12 protein-coding genes are annotated in these 14,425 nt (G+C 57.4%); 8 read left to right on the top strand and 4 right to left on the bottom strand.

Translation table 11 applies throughout. From position 1 onward, the window contains the following. The first annotated feature begins 229 nt into the window (after positions 1-229). Together AC5LBQ_RS01280 and nrdR are read left to right on the top strand one after the other, a co-directional pair. On the top strand, positions 230-667 hold the full coding sequence (locus AC5LBQ_RS01280; protein ID WP_493264388.1) for a LysM peptidoglycan-binding domain-containing protein: 438 nt from the start codon (positions 230-232) through the stop codon (positions 665-667). Between the two features lie 130 nt (positions 668-797). After that, complete coding sequence (gene nrdR / locus AC5LBQ_RS01275; protein ID WP_493264387.1) at positions 798-1,214, top strand: transcriptional regulator NrdR; 417 nt, start codon at positions 798-800, stop codon at positions 1,212-1,214. Positions 1,215-1,256: 42 nt separating this feature from the next. Here the strand turns inward: nrdR and AC5LBQ_RS01270 are convergent, their stop codons facing one another. The 3 genes from AC5LBQ_RS01270 to AC5LBQ_RS01260 form a co-directional block, all read right to left on the bottom strand. Then, positions 1,257-3,050, bottom strand: a complete 1,794-nt coding sequence (locus AC5LBQ_RS01270) for an AMP-binding protein (protein ID WP_493264386.1) — start codon at positions 3,048-3,050, stop codon at positions 1,257-1,259. 231 nt (positions 3,051-3,281) lie between these two features. Further along, on the bottom strand, positions 3,282-4,523 hold the full coding sequence (serA, locus tag AC5LBQ_RS01265) for a phosphoglycerate dehydrogenase (protein ID WP_295026892.1): 1,242 nt from the start codon (positions 4,521-4,523) through the stop codon (positions 3,282-3,284). A 68-nt stretch (positions 4,524-4,591) separates the two neighbouring features. After that, positions 4,592-7,015 carry a HelD family protein gene (locus AC5LBQ_RS01260; protein WP_493264385.1) on the bottom strand — a complete coding sequence of 808 codons (2,424 nt, stop codon included), beginning with the start codon at positions 7,013-7,015 and terminating at the stop codon, positions 4,592-4,594. A gap of 100 nt (positions 7,016-7,115) precedes the next feature. On the opposite strand from AC5LBQ_RS01260, the gene AC5LBQ_RS01255 reads away from it, so the two are divergent. Beyond that, complete coding sequence (locus AC5LBQ_RS01255; protein WP_493264384.1) at positions 7,116-8,165, top strand: PAC2 family protein; 1,050 nt, start codon at positions 7,116-7,118, stop codon at positions 8,163-8,165. A gap of 31 nt (positions 8,166-8,196) precedes the next feature. Here AC5LBQ_RS01255 and AC5LBQ_RS01250 read toward each other — a convergent pair whose 3' ends face one another. After that, a complete protein-coding gene (locus AC5LBQ_RS01250) occupies positions 8,197-9,507 on the bottom strand; it encodes a hypothetical protein (RefSeq protein WP_295026897.1) in 1,311 nt (436 codons plus the stop codon). A 164-nt stretch (positions 9,508-9,671) separates the two neighbouring features. Here AC5LBQ_RS01250 and AC5LBQ_RS01245 point away from each other — a divergent pair, with 164 nt between their 5' ends. The 5 genes from AC5LBQ_RS01245 to AC5LBQ_RS01225 all read left to right on the top strand — a co-directional run bounded on the left by AC5LBQ_RS01245 (position 9,672) and on the right by AC5LBQ_RS01225 (position 14,419). Then, positions 9,672-10,091 (top strand): DUF3040 domain-containing protein, encoded by a 420-nt coding sequence (locus tag AC5LBQ_RS01245; RefSeq protein ID WP_295026898.1) that lies wholly within the window; start codon positions 9,672-9,674, stop codon positions 10,089-10,091. 294 nt (positions 10,092-10,385) lie between these two features. Then, positions 10,386-10,817, top strand: a complete 432-nt coding sequence (gene mraZ / locus AC5LBQ_RS01240; protein WP_295026900.1) for a division/cell wall cluster transcriptional repressor MraZ — start codon at positions 10,386-10,388, stop codon at positions 10,815-10,817. A gap of 150 nt (positions 10,818-10,967) precedes the next feature. Then, positions 10,968-12,107, top strand: a complete 1,140-nt coding sequence (gene rsmH, locus AC5LBQ_RS01235; protein ID WP_493264383.1) for a 16S rRNA (cytosine(1402)-N(4))-methyltransferase RsmH — start codon at positions 10,968-10,970, stop codon at positions 12,105-12,107. Then, on the top strand, positions 12,100-12,516 hold the full coding sequence (ftsL, locus tag AC5LBQ_RS01230) for a cell division protein FtsL (RefSeq protein ID WP_493264382.1): 417 nt from the start codon (positions 12,100-12,102) through the stop codon (positions 12,514-12,516). Before rsmH ends, ftsL begins: the two co-directional genes overlap by 8 nt. A 94-nt stretch (positions 12,517-12,610) precedes the next feature. After that, a complete protein-coding gene (locus tag AC5LBQ_RS01225; protein WP_493264381.1) occupies positions 12,611-14,419 on the top strand; it encodes a peptidoglycan D,D-transpeptidase FtsI family protein in 1,809 nt (602 codons plus the stop codon). Positions 14,420-14,425 lie beyond the last annotated feature (6 nt).

The raw sequence follows: 14,425 nt of genomic DNA, 5'->3' as shown, positions 1-14,425 counted from the left end.
CCTTTATCTGGTACTTTTGCGCGAGTTAGCGGTAAAAAAGCCGTCTGCAGGAACTGCCGGATTTTCGCCTCCGGGGTCCATGTCAGACTGGCAATTGTCAGGTTAACTGCGGTCAAAATTAATATTCGCACAAATGTTCGATTTTGGCTCGACAACGCGCCGGCGATGGTTTATATTATACGTACAGATGTTCGAACGAACAAATGTTCGAATGAATGGAAGGATTACCATGACAGCAGTTTTGGCACCGAGTTTTGAGGTTAGCGAGCTGGCTCCGAACCACCCGGCGGTGCGTGCTTTCAGAGCCCGGCAGTCGCGTCCGGCTTACCTGCGTTTGGTTCCGAAGGCGTCGGAGTCCCCGACTGTGGTTGTCCAGCCGGTCTTGTCGTGGGATGCCGTGGCCCTGCGAGTGGGGTTCTTTATTCTGGCTGCCCTCGTTATGGTGTTCCTGGGTATGGTGTTGGGGCTGGGGCTCAGTCCTGACTTCGTTCCCACGGATTTCATGCAACACACGGTCGTGCCGGGCGATACGCTGTGGGATATTGCCGCAGCTAATGCCGCCAGCGTGCCGACTGACGAGGTCTTGGCGGATATGATGGACGCAAATGCCTTAGACGCGGGTTCCGTGCTGAGAACTGGGCAAACGCTGTTAGTTCCGGTTTATTGAAATGATGGGGTTTAGCCCTGCATTCCAGCTTGCGAAAACTTCAGTTTGCACTTACGGTGAAACCTGTAGTCTTGCAGCGGTGAAGGAGGGCGACGTGCACTGTCCGTTTTGTCATCACGAAGATTCCCGCGTGATTGATTCACGTACTGCTGACGACGGTGCCTCCATTCGGCGGCGTCGCGAATGTCCCAGTTGCGGCCGGCGCTTCACCACTTTGGAAACCACACTGCTGCTGATCAAGAAACGTTCCGGAGCGACCGAGCCGTTCCGGCGCAGCAAGGTTATTGCCGGTTTGGCCAAAGCCACCCAAGGCCGTCCCATCAGCTCCGATCAGCTTGCGCTTATGGCTCAAGGCATTGAGGAAACCCTGCGGGCTTCCGGGAAAGCCGTTATTAACTCCGAGGAAGTCGGCAAAGCCATTTTGGAACCGCTAAAGGAATTGGACGAAGTCGCCTATCTGCGTTTCGCTTCGGTTTATTCAGATTTCAACTCCCTGGAGGACTTCGAGGATGCTATCGCCTCATTAAAGAGCCACTCGCAGAGTTAACCGCGGGAAGCGGGCCGGTAGCCCTTTCCGAGCCGCTAACCCTTACATACGGAAGCCTTCAGAGAGCCGTTCCAGAACGGATTGACGCACTTTGCGGCGTTGAATCTTGCCAAGTTCGTTATGTGCCAACTCCTCCGGGAAAGAGACCGAACGCGGAATTGCGTAACGGGGGAGGGAATCAGCAACCCAAGCCCGAATCTTGTCCAAGGTCAGGCTCGCTCCCGGATTGAGCACCACCGCCGCGTGAACCTGTTCACCCCGGGCCGGGTCAGTTTGATCGGGAATGCCGACCACGGCGACTTCTGCAACCTGGGGCATCGTGGCGATTGCCGCCTCCACCACCGAAGGGTATACATTGAAACCAGAGATAATGATGAGCTCTTTGCGCCGGTCACTCATCCGCAAGAAACCCTCGTGTTCTTCGACCAAATCGCCGGTGCGCAACCAATGATCGGGAGTGAACAGCAAATCGGTTTCGACCTGATCGCGCCAATAACCAGGGGAACACCCCGGTCCCTTCACCACGAGTTCCCCCACCTCGCCGGGTTCGACATCAACCAGGGTATCCGGATCGATGACCCGCACTTGGATAGAAGGGAACACAATGCCCATGCAGCCAAGTTTGCGTTCGGGGCTCATGGGGGAGCCCAGTACCGTCGGTGAAGTCTCCGTCATGCCGTAGCCCTCGATGATGTAGCCGGAAGTGGCTTTTTCCCAGCGTTTTGCGACATCCTGCGTCAGTGGCATCGCTCCGGAAATGGCGTATCGGAAAGACGACAGGTCAATTTTCGGGTTTTCCTCGGCTGCTTTCGCCAGGCGGTCAAAAATCGGAGGTACTCCCACAATGAAAGTGCCCGGACGCCGGCGTTGAGCGGCCAGGGCGGCCCGGGTGCTGAATTTCGGGAATAACACCGCGGTGGCTCCCAAACCGATCGCCCCGTTCAGGGACAGCGTCAGGCCAAAAGCGTGGAAGAACGGCAGAACGCAGAACCAGGTTTCTTTGCCGGGACGCAGCTTGGTCACCCAGGTCACATTGGCAAACAAGTTAGACACCAAGTTCCGGTTGGTCAAAATGACCGCTTTCGGCTTGCCGGTAGTTCCTCCCGTGTGGAGCATCACGGCCGGAACATCCGGGTCGACTCGCACGATGCGGTTATGTGGTTTCTGCTTTTCCAGCAGCGTATCGTAATCGGGCAAATCTTTGGTCTGCGGGTCGCAAAGCTGTTGGTACAACTCCTTGGCTTTCTTAATCGGCAGGTGCAAGGCGAAACGCAGCCGCCTGGGCAAAGCCGCAGAAACATCGAGGGAAATAACTTCGGTGTCCATGTCGCGCACCAGCTCGGTGACGCTTAAGGAGCTTTTTTGCCACACAAAGACCAGTTTTGATTCCGCATTTTCGATTTGCCACTTCAGCTCCACCGGGGCCGCCAGGGGGTTGTGCAACACGCACACCACCCCAAGTTGTAGGCAGGAATAGAGCAGATAGACGAACTGCGGGCAGTTCGGAGCCACAATGGAAACCCGGTCGCCACGCTTGACGCCGTGCTCAAGCAGCAGCGCTGAAGTACGCTGCACATTTTCACCCAGCTGCCGGTAAGTCGTGGTGGCACCGAAAAAATCCAAGGCTACGCGACGCGGATATTTATTGGATTGAGTGCGCAAAACATCAATCAGCAGCTGATCGGTGACGGGGATTTGGGCAGGAACATCGGGATTGTAAAGCTGACGCATTCGTTTGGTCAGCTCTGAATCTTGCTCGGGCGGAGTATGTACGTACCTGGGCAAGTGAATCCCCGCGGCGGGAGCGAGTTCCAACAAATCCACTGTTTCAGTCATATCTCAACCCTAACGCAAACCGGCCGGTCAAATCCTTTTCACCAGGATTTTGTCCGGTAAAACCCGGCGCTCCCGGCGACGGGAAGCCCAGCGAAAGACTGGACAAAATCGGCGAAAACCCGACAAACGTCCGGCGCGACGAAACTTCTGCCAGCTAAACGGCTCTTGACCCGGCGCCCGTCACCTCACAGAGGTGCCCGACCATCCGGCCTTTTCGGTTCGTCAGGGGAGTTAGTTAACCGCGGTCTCTTCGTCCCGAACGAAGCCCTCTATCGGAATGCAACGCAGGGACAGCGTGGATTCAAATTTAGAGATTTCATCGAGCGCCGCCTTGGGCATCTCGGAGGAAATATCGCCGATAACGTAACCGACTTCACCGTTGGTACCCAGGACCTGACCCTCGATGTTCACTCCCGCGTCAGAGAACAACTGGTTGATTTTCGCCATCACGCCGGGGATGTTCTTGTGAATCAAAGTGATGCGGTACTTGGTATTGCCAGTCGGTTCCAGGCTCAAGTTCGGCATGTTTACACTCATCACGGTTTCGCCGGACTGTAGGTAAGTGCAGAGTTTTCCGGCCACGAACCAGCCGATGTCCTCCTGAGCCTCCAGCGTAGACCCGCCAATGTGTGGGGTGAGGATGGTGTTTTCTTTGCCCATAATCGGGGAGTGGAATTCCTCGCCATTTTTGCGCGGTTCATCAGGGAATACGTCAATGGCGCAACCCCCGATCTGGCCCGAATCCAAAGCCTCGGCCAAGTCATCGAGGTTGACGACAAAACCGCGGGACAAGTTCAACAGCTTCGCTCCGGGCTTCATCTGGTTCATTTGTACCCTGGTGAACATATTTTCATTAGAGGCGCGCCCGTCCACATGCAGCGACACGAAATCGGCGCCCTGCAGAGCTTCCTCCAGCGAGTTGCACTGTTTTGCGTTGCCAATGGGCAGCTTCTTTGCCAAGTCGTAGAACTGGACTTTCATGCCCATGGCCTCAGCCAGGATGGACAGTTGGGTACCGGTCGAAGAATAGCCGATAATTCCCAAGGTCTTGCCGCGCACCTCGTGAGAGCCTTTGGCGGTCTTTTGCCAGTCGGCGTTTTGCAGGTGAGAGTTGCGCACCGGCAGCTGGCGGGCTAGCGCGATAATCTCGGCGATGGCCAGTTCCGCCACGGAACGCGTGTTGGAATAAGGGGCGTTGAACACTGCCACCCCGTGTTTTGCCGCTTCTGGCAGGTCGATTTGGTTCGTGCCAATCGTGAAAGTCCCGGCGCAGACCAGGTCCGGGCATTCGTCAAAAACTCGCTTGCTCAGGTTCGTCTTGGAACGAATCCCAACCATCTGATAGCCCTGCAGAGCCTTAATCAGGTCGTTTTCGTCCAGAGCGCCGTCTACCCGGTCGACTTGGACATTTGCGTCGCTAAATACTTTGTCGGCGACTTCGTGGGGGTTTTCAAGCAGCAGTATCTTTGTCATAGCACCACTTTAGACCAAAAGAGCGCGGTGCTGAAATCCCATGTCAGGGGTAGTCTCGCGGGTTGGCGTCAATCCTTGGGGAAGGGAAAGTCCATTCCCGCGGGTAAATCGCTGGCCAAGACATGCATCCGTTTCGTACAGCGCGTCATCGCCACGTAGAGATCTCCGGCTGACTGGCTGGCGATAACGGCTGGTTCCACCAAGATAACCGTGTCAAACTCGAGCCCTTTTGCTGCCCGCGAATCCAGACAACACACTTGGTCAGCTACGACATCGGCCGTTTCTAAGCCCAAGGCCGAAGCGAGATACGAACGCGCCGCGGTAGGGACGATAATCGCTAGCTTGCCGACCCCCTGCCCGACTTCCGCTTCCAAACGTGCCGTTTCTGCCTGGAGAGTTTCTCTGAGAACGGGCACAAGGTTTCCCGCCCCGTGGGTCGGTTCGCACAGGTTGTCCCGTGGTTCGCCCTTCAGCCGGGTAAACGCCAGGGCTCCCGCCACATCTCGTGCCGACTGCAGCGGCACTACCGCACTCTCGGGACTGGCCGCCAGCACCTTTTGCGCCAAATCCATCACCGCACGAGGGGTGCGGTAGTTAATGGTGAGCTGCTCCATCACCGGAGCGGCGCGCATGGCTGGGCCCAGGAGGTCGGACCACGATGGTGCGTTCGACCAGTTTTGCGATGCTTGGTTGACGTCCCCAACCACGGTGAACGACCGGGAAGGACACCGGCGCAGCAGCAGATGCCAGTCCATCGGCGAAAGTTCCTGTGCCTCGTCCACAACGACATGCCCGTAAGCCCAAGAACGGTCCGCCCGGGCGCGCTGAGCTAGGGGAGAGAGGCTCACCTCACCGCGGGTTGATCGCGCCAGCATCCGTGCGTTGATGAGCCCTCCGCCCAAATCCATCGCTTCAATAGCCTCCGCCGCCCGCTCGATTTCGCGCTGTTCGCGGGTACGGCGCTGTGCCGCCGAATCCGTCATTCCCGGTAGCGGCCCCAGCAGCTCCGCCAGTTCATCCAAAATCGGCACATCCGCGTCCGTGAAGGGGCTGGTCTTGGGACGTTGCAACGCGGCGATTTCCTCCGCGGTGAAAATCCCCGAGGCGATACGCTGCAAATAATCCGGATAGGCATAGAGGCGCGCCAGCAAATCGGGGGCGGCCGCGGGTAGGTAGCAGCGGTTGACCGCTCGGCGCACCTCCGCCGAGCCGCGGATTTCCTCAGTCATCCACTCCATGTCCTCTTTGGTGGGGGTCTGCCCGGCATAGAGCTTGGTTAACTCGCGGACCAGGAATTTGGCGTAGGCAGCCCAGTGCTGATTGTGGGTTGAGCCACCGTGCGAACCGGCTTCCATCGCCTCACGCACCAAGGCGGCGCTCAGATTTAGCTGGACGTGGTCCAACTGCAGGATTTGATCCTCGCGGGGAGGACGCTTCAAATCGGCCACGGCCGCGGCGGCGACTTTAATCCAGCGGGTATCACCTTTCAGAGCGCGCAGTTCTGGACGTTCCGCCACGGTGTGTACGCCGGGGAAACATTCCCCGATAGTCAGGCTGACCACTCCGGTCTCGCCCAGGGCGGGAAGCACCCGTTCGATATAGCGCAAAAACGTGTGGTTGGGACCAATGACCAACACCCCTTGGGAATCCAGCTGATCCCGGTGGGCATAGAGCAGATAAGCAGCCCGATGTAGCGCCACGGCCGTCTTGCCGGTGCCGGGTCCGCCCTGCACCACCAAAAAAGCGTTCAGGTCAGAACGAATCGCCCGGTCTTGTTCGGCCTGAATCGTTGAGACAATGTCGGACATCTGGCCGCTGCGCGCTCGTGACAGCGCCGCCATCAAAGCACCCTCACCCTGCAGCGACGCCGTCTGGGCGGCATCGGTGTCGGCACCGGAAGCTAACAGCTCATCCTCCACGCCCACCACTTCGCGCAAACTGGTAGCTACGTGCCGCCGCTTCCACACCCCCATCGGGGCTACTGCCGTAGCTTGATAGAACGGTTGGGCGACTTTCGCTCGCCAATCCACCAACAGTTGGCGAGACACGCCTTCACCAGGTTTTTCCTCAAGTGTTTCCGACGCGGCCGGTGTTTCCAAAGTGGTGTCGGGAGGGTTTTCGGTGGGGGAAAGCGCCGGGGTGATACCGAGAGCCGGGGCTTCGGCATCGGTCGCATCAAAGTCTCGCAAACCCACGCGACCAATGTGGAAACTGGTGCCGTCCTCCAGGTCTAAAACGCCGAAAACCAGGCGATTTTCCACGCTCTCCAAGCGAGTGGCTTCGTCTCCATAATGAGCCGCCAAGGCATCGCGGTCAGCCCTGGCTGAGGGGTTAGAACTCATTTCCGCGGCGACTTCGTCTTGCCGCCGGCGGTAATAGACCCGCATTTCATCGAGGGTTTCATAGGCGCGGTCAACGAAAGTCTGCTCCTTAGCAATCTCGGACTGCCAAGACGACGGCACCGTTGCGTCAGCCAATTTATCTCTCCTCAAGGCATCAAAAGGGTAATCAATTATGCCCTAAAAGGTTTACGAGGAGCGAATTGGGGCTAAGTCTTGATAACATTTAGGGGTTGAACTTTTCGAGGGAAAAATGGACGCAGACAAATTTGATACTTTATTAGCGCCTGGCGCGGACCTCAGTGGCCACGCCGACGTTATGCTGCACCACCTCAACGGGGCGATGGATGCTGGGCATTCCGGGCGAGGCATGTTGGAGCATTTGGTGGAAGCCCTGCCGCATCAGACTATTGCGACATTTAACTCCGATAAATTGGTGGATTTTCGTTCCCATCGGCCCTGGCTGAGTTTTTCAGACTGGAAGTTTACTGAAGTGGAAATGCCGGAAATCCGCTTGGATTTGCTCAGCGACGACAACGACCGGAATTTCTTGGTGCTGCACGGACCAGAACCGGACGCCCAATGGAATCTATTTTTGGACACTATCCAAGAAATTGTCCGACGCTTGGGAGTGCGCCAGACGGTAGGCGTGACCGGAATGCCAGCCGGGGTGCCTCACACGCGGCCCACTCCGGTGCATATGCACGGGGCACGTTCGGAGAGTTTGCCCAAACAGCCCAAGATGGTCGGTGAAATGCTGCTGCCGGCGGGGATGGATCAGCTCATCGAATTCCCCCTGGGACAAGCCGGTCTGGACGCGGTAGGAATCATTGCGGCGGTGCCGTATTACCTGGCAGAAGGGGACTACCCACCGGCGGCCGCGGCGCTGATGTCCGCAGTGGCCGCCAAGACCGGATTGGCACTACCGGTGGGAGACATCGAAGCCGCTTCCACCCTCACCTTGGGCCAAATCAACCAGATGGTGGAACAATCTGAGGAAGCTGAACATATCGTTGAGATTCTGGAACAGCACTTTGACGAAGCCGAACCGATGGCAATTATTGAGACTCCCGAAGAACCGCTGCCCACCGCCGAGGAACTGGGAGCTCGCCTCGAAGAATTTTTGAAGCGCACGGATCGGTTGAATCGCGGGGCGAAACTCTCAAATCTTGACGAAGAATTACCGCCAGTAGGTGATGCTTCCGGAATTTCGTCCCTGCGCGACACGCCTTACGAAAAACGCAACATCGAACAGTTCCGTCCTCGCCGGGGTCGGCATCGCCGCGATACCCCGGAGGATTAAATCTGCCCGAAACCCTTGGAATGCCGGACAATTAGCGAGTCCAGCCGCCCAGCGGCTGATCTCCGGAGGGGGCTTCGTAAACCGGGAACATAATGTTGGGATTGATAAACCCGAGCCATGCCACAGCCAGCCCTGCCACCAAAGCAACGCAAAGCCAACCGATGCCCGGTCCAATCAGGTTCGAGCGATTCCCCGGATCCGTGCCGATTCCCACCAGGTTTACCCGCGAGGGGTTCATCGGGTAGTACCATGCCTGGGGACCCTGGGCGGCGACCTCATCGAGACTGTTCTCTTCATTACCGAGCTCTGCCCGGTTAGCTTCCTCAATCCGGGCTCGTGCCGTGGCGCGTTCAAAGGCTTCGCGCTGCGCCAACAGTTCGGCCTCGCGCTTCAGACGGGCTTTTTCTGCCGCCGCGCGCACTTTCGGAGGGCGCGGGTCGAAGCGAGGATCGTTTGCTGGCAGGGCGGTGATTTTCACGGTCGTGGGCCCTTGGGGGGTGTGTAACTCGGAAACTGCGGTGTGGGGTTTAGCCTGGTCCTGCGGGATTCCCGGGGTGACGCGCCACACTCCTTTCGATTCTTCCTCCAGTTGGTTTCGCACCAGTTTTTGTAGCAGCAGGATGGTGCGGCGCTGGAAGCCGGGAATCCGCACTTTTCCGTACTGTGCTGGCATTCCCAGGGGAGCCCACATAAGGGACACTTCGAAACCACCGGGGTGACCGGCATGACTGTTGATGCGGCGGATTCCGCTGATAGACGCCGGTGCGGTGGCCGGGTCTGAGGCCACACGTACCCACACCCTGGCAGCTTGTCCAAAACGCATGAACCCATAGAGGGTAGCGAAGGCAAAGAACAGTATCGTGGGCGGGAACAGGAGCACGAAATAGGGGTCGGAATTCGTGATGAGTTCCATGTTGAACAGGCAGGTTCCCGTCATGATGAACTGTGCGACCAGGAGCAAGACCGCGTTGATGATGGTATCCGTGTTCCAGGAGTGAGAGTTCTCGAAACGTATGTCACGCGGATCAACGGCGGAAACCCACGCCGGGATCGGAAGATGGTAGCGAGCGCAGGTCCGGGCCCGACCGATGTGGAGGTCTTCCGGGTTCAATGTCAGGTAGTAGTACGTGTTGGCTTCGTTGGGATCCAAAAAGGGTAACAGTACGGTGACCTCGTAAGGCAGAGAGCGCATGGTGTCGTTCTCGGTGAGAGGCTCAACTTCTTTGATATACGCTTGAACGCGGTAGTACTCCACGCTGTTCTGAGGGCGCGCTCTATAAATGAGGACCACAGCAATCACCAGTGCCACAATCCACCACAGGCCGATAATCAACGCTTGCATAACACAATTAAACCAGTAAAAAGTTCTGTTTATCGAGTTTCGGAGAACTCGTGCACAGACCCATGTGGCGCGATGAGGGTAAAAACAGGTAAACTAGTTTGTGTTAACACGTTCGTTTTGGTTTTGGGGTGCTTTCCTCGGCCGCGCACTGAAAGGACATGGTCATGGCATTGTCGGACTATGAAAAGCAAGTCCTGGCGCAGATGGAGGCCCAGCTCCACAACGAAGATCCCAAGATGGCCGATAGGATGCGCCAGACTTCCACAAAGGTCGGTGAATCCACGGCAAGCCGTCCGCGGCGGGTTGCTTTCGGGGTCGTTTTGGTTTTGATTGGGGCAGTAGTGCTGGTCGGAGGACTCATCGCCACGCCCTACCTGAAAGGCATGGAATTTTTGGGTACCGCTATCGGGGTACTGGGGTTCGTGGTTGTCGTCCTGGGGGTTCTAAAGATTTTCGGGGTAGGCTCAAAATCCCCCGCATCGAAACCGGCCCCTCACGGCCAGCCTGCTGGTGCGCCTGCCTCGCGAGGGTCCTTTATGGATCGTCAAAATGAGCGGTGGGAACGCCGTCAGCACGGCGAGTAGTCCTCTGATTCCTATCCCGAGTCTCTGACTCACCCGTCTGATCCGGTTACCGATTTTCGGTAGCCGGTTTTTTGTTTCTCGTCATCGCTTTCGTCAGCTCTAAAAGCCGCTCATTGTAGAATCTTCCTCCACTTAAGAATTCTCTGAATTTCCAATAAATAATTTGCTAAAAATGCAAAATCTGTCACGTTTTTGCAAATTTGTGGATGAAAGTGGAGTAAAGTGGGGTGTAACGAAAACCGTAAAGGTATCGGGTCAAAAATCAGCATCACGCTGAGGGTGAAAGGGAAGGTTGTGTTCTTAGGGACCTACGAGCCAAAGCTCGACGACAAGGGTCGCCTGATACTGCCTGCCCGTTTTCGGGAGCAACTCGCAGGCGGAGTGGTTTTGACCAAGGGTCAGGACCACTGCGTTTATGCGTTTGAGACTGGCGAGTTCCAAACCCTGTATACGGAACTTCGCCAGGCTCCCATCACCCACAAGCAGGCGCGAAACTTTTCGCGTGTGCTGCTGTCCGGGGCGAGCGATCAAATCCCGGATAAGCAAGGACGGATTAACATTCCGCCCGCCCTGCGTGAGTACGCCGGACTGGGACGTGACCTGGCGGTTTTCGGAGCGGGTTCCCGTGTGGAGATTTGGGACCTTAAGACCTGGAACGAGTTCTTGGCTGCCGCCGAGGAGGACTTCTCGGAAGTCTCGGAAGAAATCCTTCCGGGACTGCTGTGAGGGAAACTCGCGCATAACTGCATAAACCCGCGTGGGTTTGGTGTCCTACCGATTCTGAATGCTCTTCCCCGCAGGCAGACACGGTGGGAAACCTGGCTAACGCGGGAGTCGCTAGAAAAACGGGGGTTACCCCAAGAAAAAGGAAGAAACGTGAAATCAGTTGCCGAAATCCACCAGCCGGTGCTGGCTGAGGTGTGCGCTGATTTATTGGCGCCCGCCTTGGATTTCGCGCCGGACGCGGCCACCCCGATTCCCTCCACTGCTGATTTTCGCAGTATCCAGGGTCCCGTTTTGGTTGACGCCACCCTCGGCCTGGGGGGACACAGCGCATATCTGTTGGAGCGTCACCCGCAGCTGCGCATTATCGGTATCGACCGTGACCCGCAGGCTCGGCGTTTGGCGGCGTCCCGACTCGGTGCTTTTGCGAATCGCCTCAGCATCGCCGGCACAACTTACGGGGAACTGGATAGCGTATTGGCGCAGCACGGTCTGAGCCAAGTGGACGGGATTTTAGCGGATCTGGGGGTTTCGTCACTGCAGCTGGACGAGGCGGAGCGCGGTTTCGCTTATGCCCAACCCGAAGCACCGTTGGATATGCGGATGGACCAAACCGCAGGTTTCACCGCTGCCGACTTCCTGAACCTGGCTGAAGCGGAAGAAATCGCCGCGGTGCTCCACACCTACGGCGAAGAAAAGTTCTCGTGGCCCATCGCGAAAGCTATCGTGAAGGCCCGCCTGGACCAGCCGTTGCAAGTTTCGGGTCAGCTCGTGGAAGTCATCCGCGACACGATTCCTGCCCCGGCCCGCCGCAGTGGAGGAAACCCGGCGAAGCGCACGTTCCAAGCCTTGCGGGTGGCGGTCAACGATGAGCTAGGCGACTTGGAGCGTTTCTTGACGAAGGCGCTGTCAACAGTCCGGGTCGGTGGACGCATCGTCATCGAAAGCTATCAGTCCCTGGAAGATCGCCTGGTCAAGAGGGCTTTTGCCGCGGGGGTTCATCCTGCGGCGCCCAAGGGGCTGCCCGTACTGCCTGAGCAGGCGCAGCCTTGGCTGCGGGACCTCACGCACGGCTCGCGTTTAGCTGATGACTCTGAGGTCGCCGACAATCCGCGCGCCGCCTCACTACGGCTGCGTGCCGTGGAAAAGACACGGGAACCCGACCTGGAAAACCTCGTGGGGACCCTTGTGAAAACAAAACAAAAGCCGGTGGAGAAACGTTTTCCCACCTTGACGAAACTACGTGCCCAAAACCCTGTTCACCCCCTAACCGAAGGAGACTCACGTGACTAACGCAGCTACTTCCAACCTGGCATTGCGTAAACCCGGCAGCGTTGCCGGGATGCCGCTTCCTGCTCAGAACGCCCCCAGGCCGCAGCTTCAGCTGGTCCCGACTTTTCAGAAGCGCCGCATCACGTGGCCGATGTGGCTGACGGTGGCGGCGATGCTCGTCGCCGCGCTGGTCGTACCGGTCGTCGTCAACACCCAGTTGGCGATGACTTCCTACGATATGTACGCCATGCAAAACGAGTTGAACTTGCTGCTGGATCAGCAAGCCGATTTGGTGACCCAGGCGCGTGAAGCTCAGTCCCCGCAATACCTAGCAAAGAAAGCGCAGGAAATTGGATTGGTTCCGGCCGCCGAACAGGGCTACGTGACGTTGGCGACTGGAGAAATTATTCCAGGGAAAGCCGCGCAATAAGGGCTGGCGGGGAAAGCGACTGCGCCTAGCTAAACCCCTCGCGGTCACGGCGTGGGAGCGTGAAAACCTGGCAAAGCTGGGCGAAACTGGTCAAGTGAGTAGAGTCCGAAAAAACCTGTTGGTGGGGGCCATTATCGCGGTGCTGTTCATTTTTGCGGTCCGCTTGGTGGTGGTGCAACTGGTGCAGGGACCGGAACTCGCCGCGGCAGCCCAGGATCAACGCAGCCGTACCCACATTATTAAAGCTCAGCGGGGGGATATTTTGGACTCCTCGGGCCGGCAGATGGCGACCTCCGTGAAACGCTACAACATCGGGGTTAATCAGGTAAAAATCAATACTTATTTTCAGCCGAAAACCGCGGGGAAAGACGCGAAAGGCAAGCCGAAGATTATCTATGATGAATTCGATCGGCCCGAGGTCGCGGCTTATGGACCAGCAGCGGCGGCGAAAAAGCTGGCTCCGCTTTTGGACGCCGACCCCGCCGAGCTGGGCGGGAAACTGACCGCGCAGCCCGGCAAAAAACCCTCGACCTTTGTGTATATCGCCAAAGAAGTGACTCCCGAGGTCTGGCGTAAAATCGCGAAGCTGGGGATTCCGGGCATTGAGCCGGAAGAAATCACGAAACGGATTTATCCCAACGGTAACGTGGCCGGCAACATCATCGGTTTCACCGATGTTGATGGAGTGGGTTTAGCTGGGCTGGAACTGAGCCAAAATAGCAAGCTCGCCGGAGTGGACGGCAAAGACTTCACCGAGATTGGTCGGCGTGGACAAACCATTCCGGTCCAGGACAACTATCGTAAAGACGCCATTGCGGGGCAAACCATTAAGACGACCATTCTGCTGGACCTGCAAAATACCTGTCAGCAGGTAGTAGACAATTCTAAAGCCCGGTTCGGGGCTCAATCCGTCATGGCGGAAGTTCAAGAGGTCGGCACTGGAAAGATTCTCGCTCTGTGCGAGACGGATACGGTCAACCCCTCAGAACCCACGAAAACCAGCGAACGGAATCGCGGCTCGAAAGCCGTTTCCACGGTTTACGAGCCGGGTTCTACCCTGAAAGTTCACACGATGGGAGCGGTCATCGAAGCTGGCAAAGTGGAGCCCACCAACACATTTACCGTACCGGGTGAAATCACCATGTCTAACGGGCAAAGTTTTCGGGACTCGATTGCCCACGGTACTTATGCTCTGACCGCGGCGGGGATTATTGCCAAATCGTCGAACGTGGGGATTGTCCAGGTTGGCGACTTAATCACGGACACGGACAGGTATCAAAAGCTGAAACAACTTGGTTTTGGTAAACCTACCGGCGTCGAACTGCCCGGTGAGAGCGCCGGGCTGCTCTCTGCCCCCGAGAAATGGGACGGCCGCCAACGCTACACCATCATGTTCGGCCAAGGTATCGCGGCGACTATTCTCCAGGTCACCAACGGTATCGCCACAGTGGCAAACGGGGGAGTGGAAGTGCAACCCCACCTCATCGAATCGTGGACGAAGCCCGACGGCAGCGTAGAAAAGAAAGCTGTAGACGCGGGTACCAGAGTTTACACCAAGGACACTTCCCGGAAACTGCTAACCATGATGGAGGGGGTCGTCTCGGAAAAAGGCGGTGCTCCCGATGCCCAAATCGAGGGATACCCGGTGGCGGGGAAAACCGGTACCACCCAGATTATTGAGGCTAACGGCAGGCAAACCGGGACTGTCGGGTCATTTACCGGGGTGTTTCCCGCCGACAATCCCCGCGTGGTCATCACCGTAGTGGTGCATCGCCCTTCTGCCTCGATATACGGATCCGTGGTCGCGGTCCCGGCGTTTAAAGAGATTGCGGGGGCTACGATTAGAGAGCTGGGAATCCCGCCCACCGACACGAATCCGCAGTTGTATCCGATTGGAGATTAGAGAAAT

The sequence above is a fragment of the Mobiluncus sp. genome (genome assembly GCF_985070215.1).
This window is presented reverse-complemented; position numbering and strand designations above follow the sequence as displayed.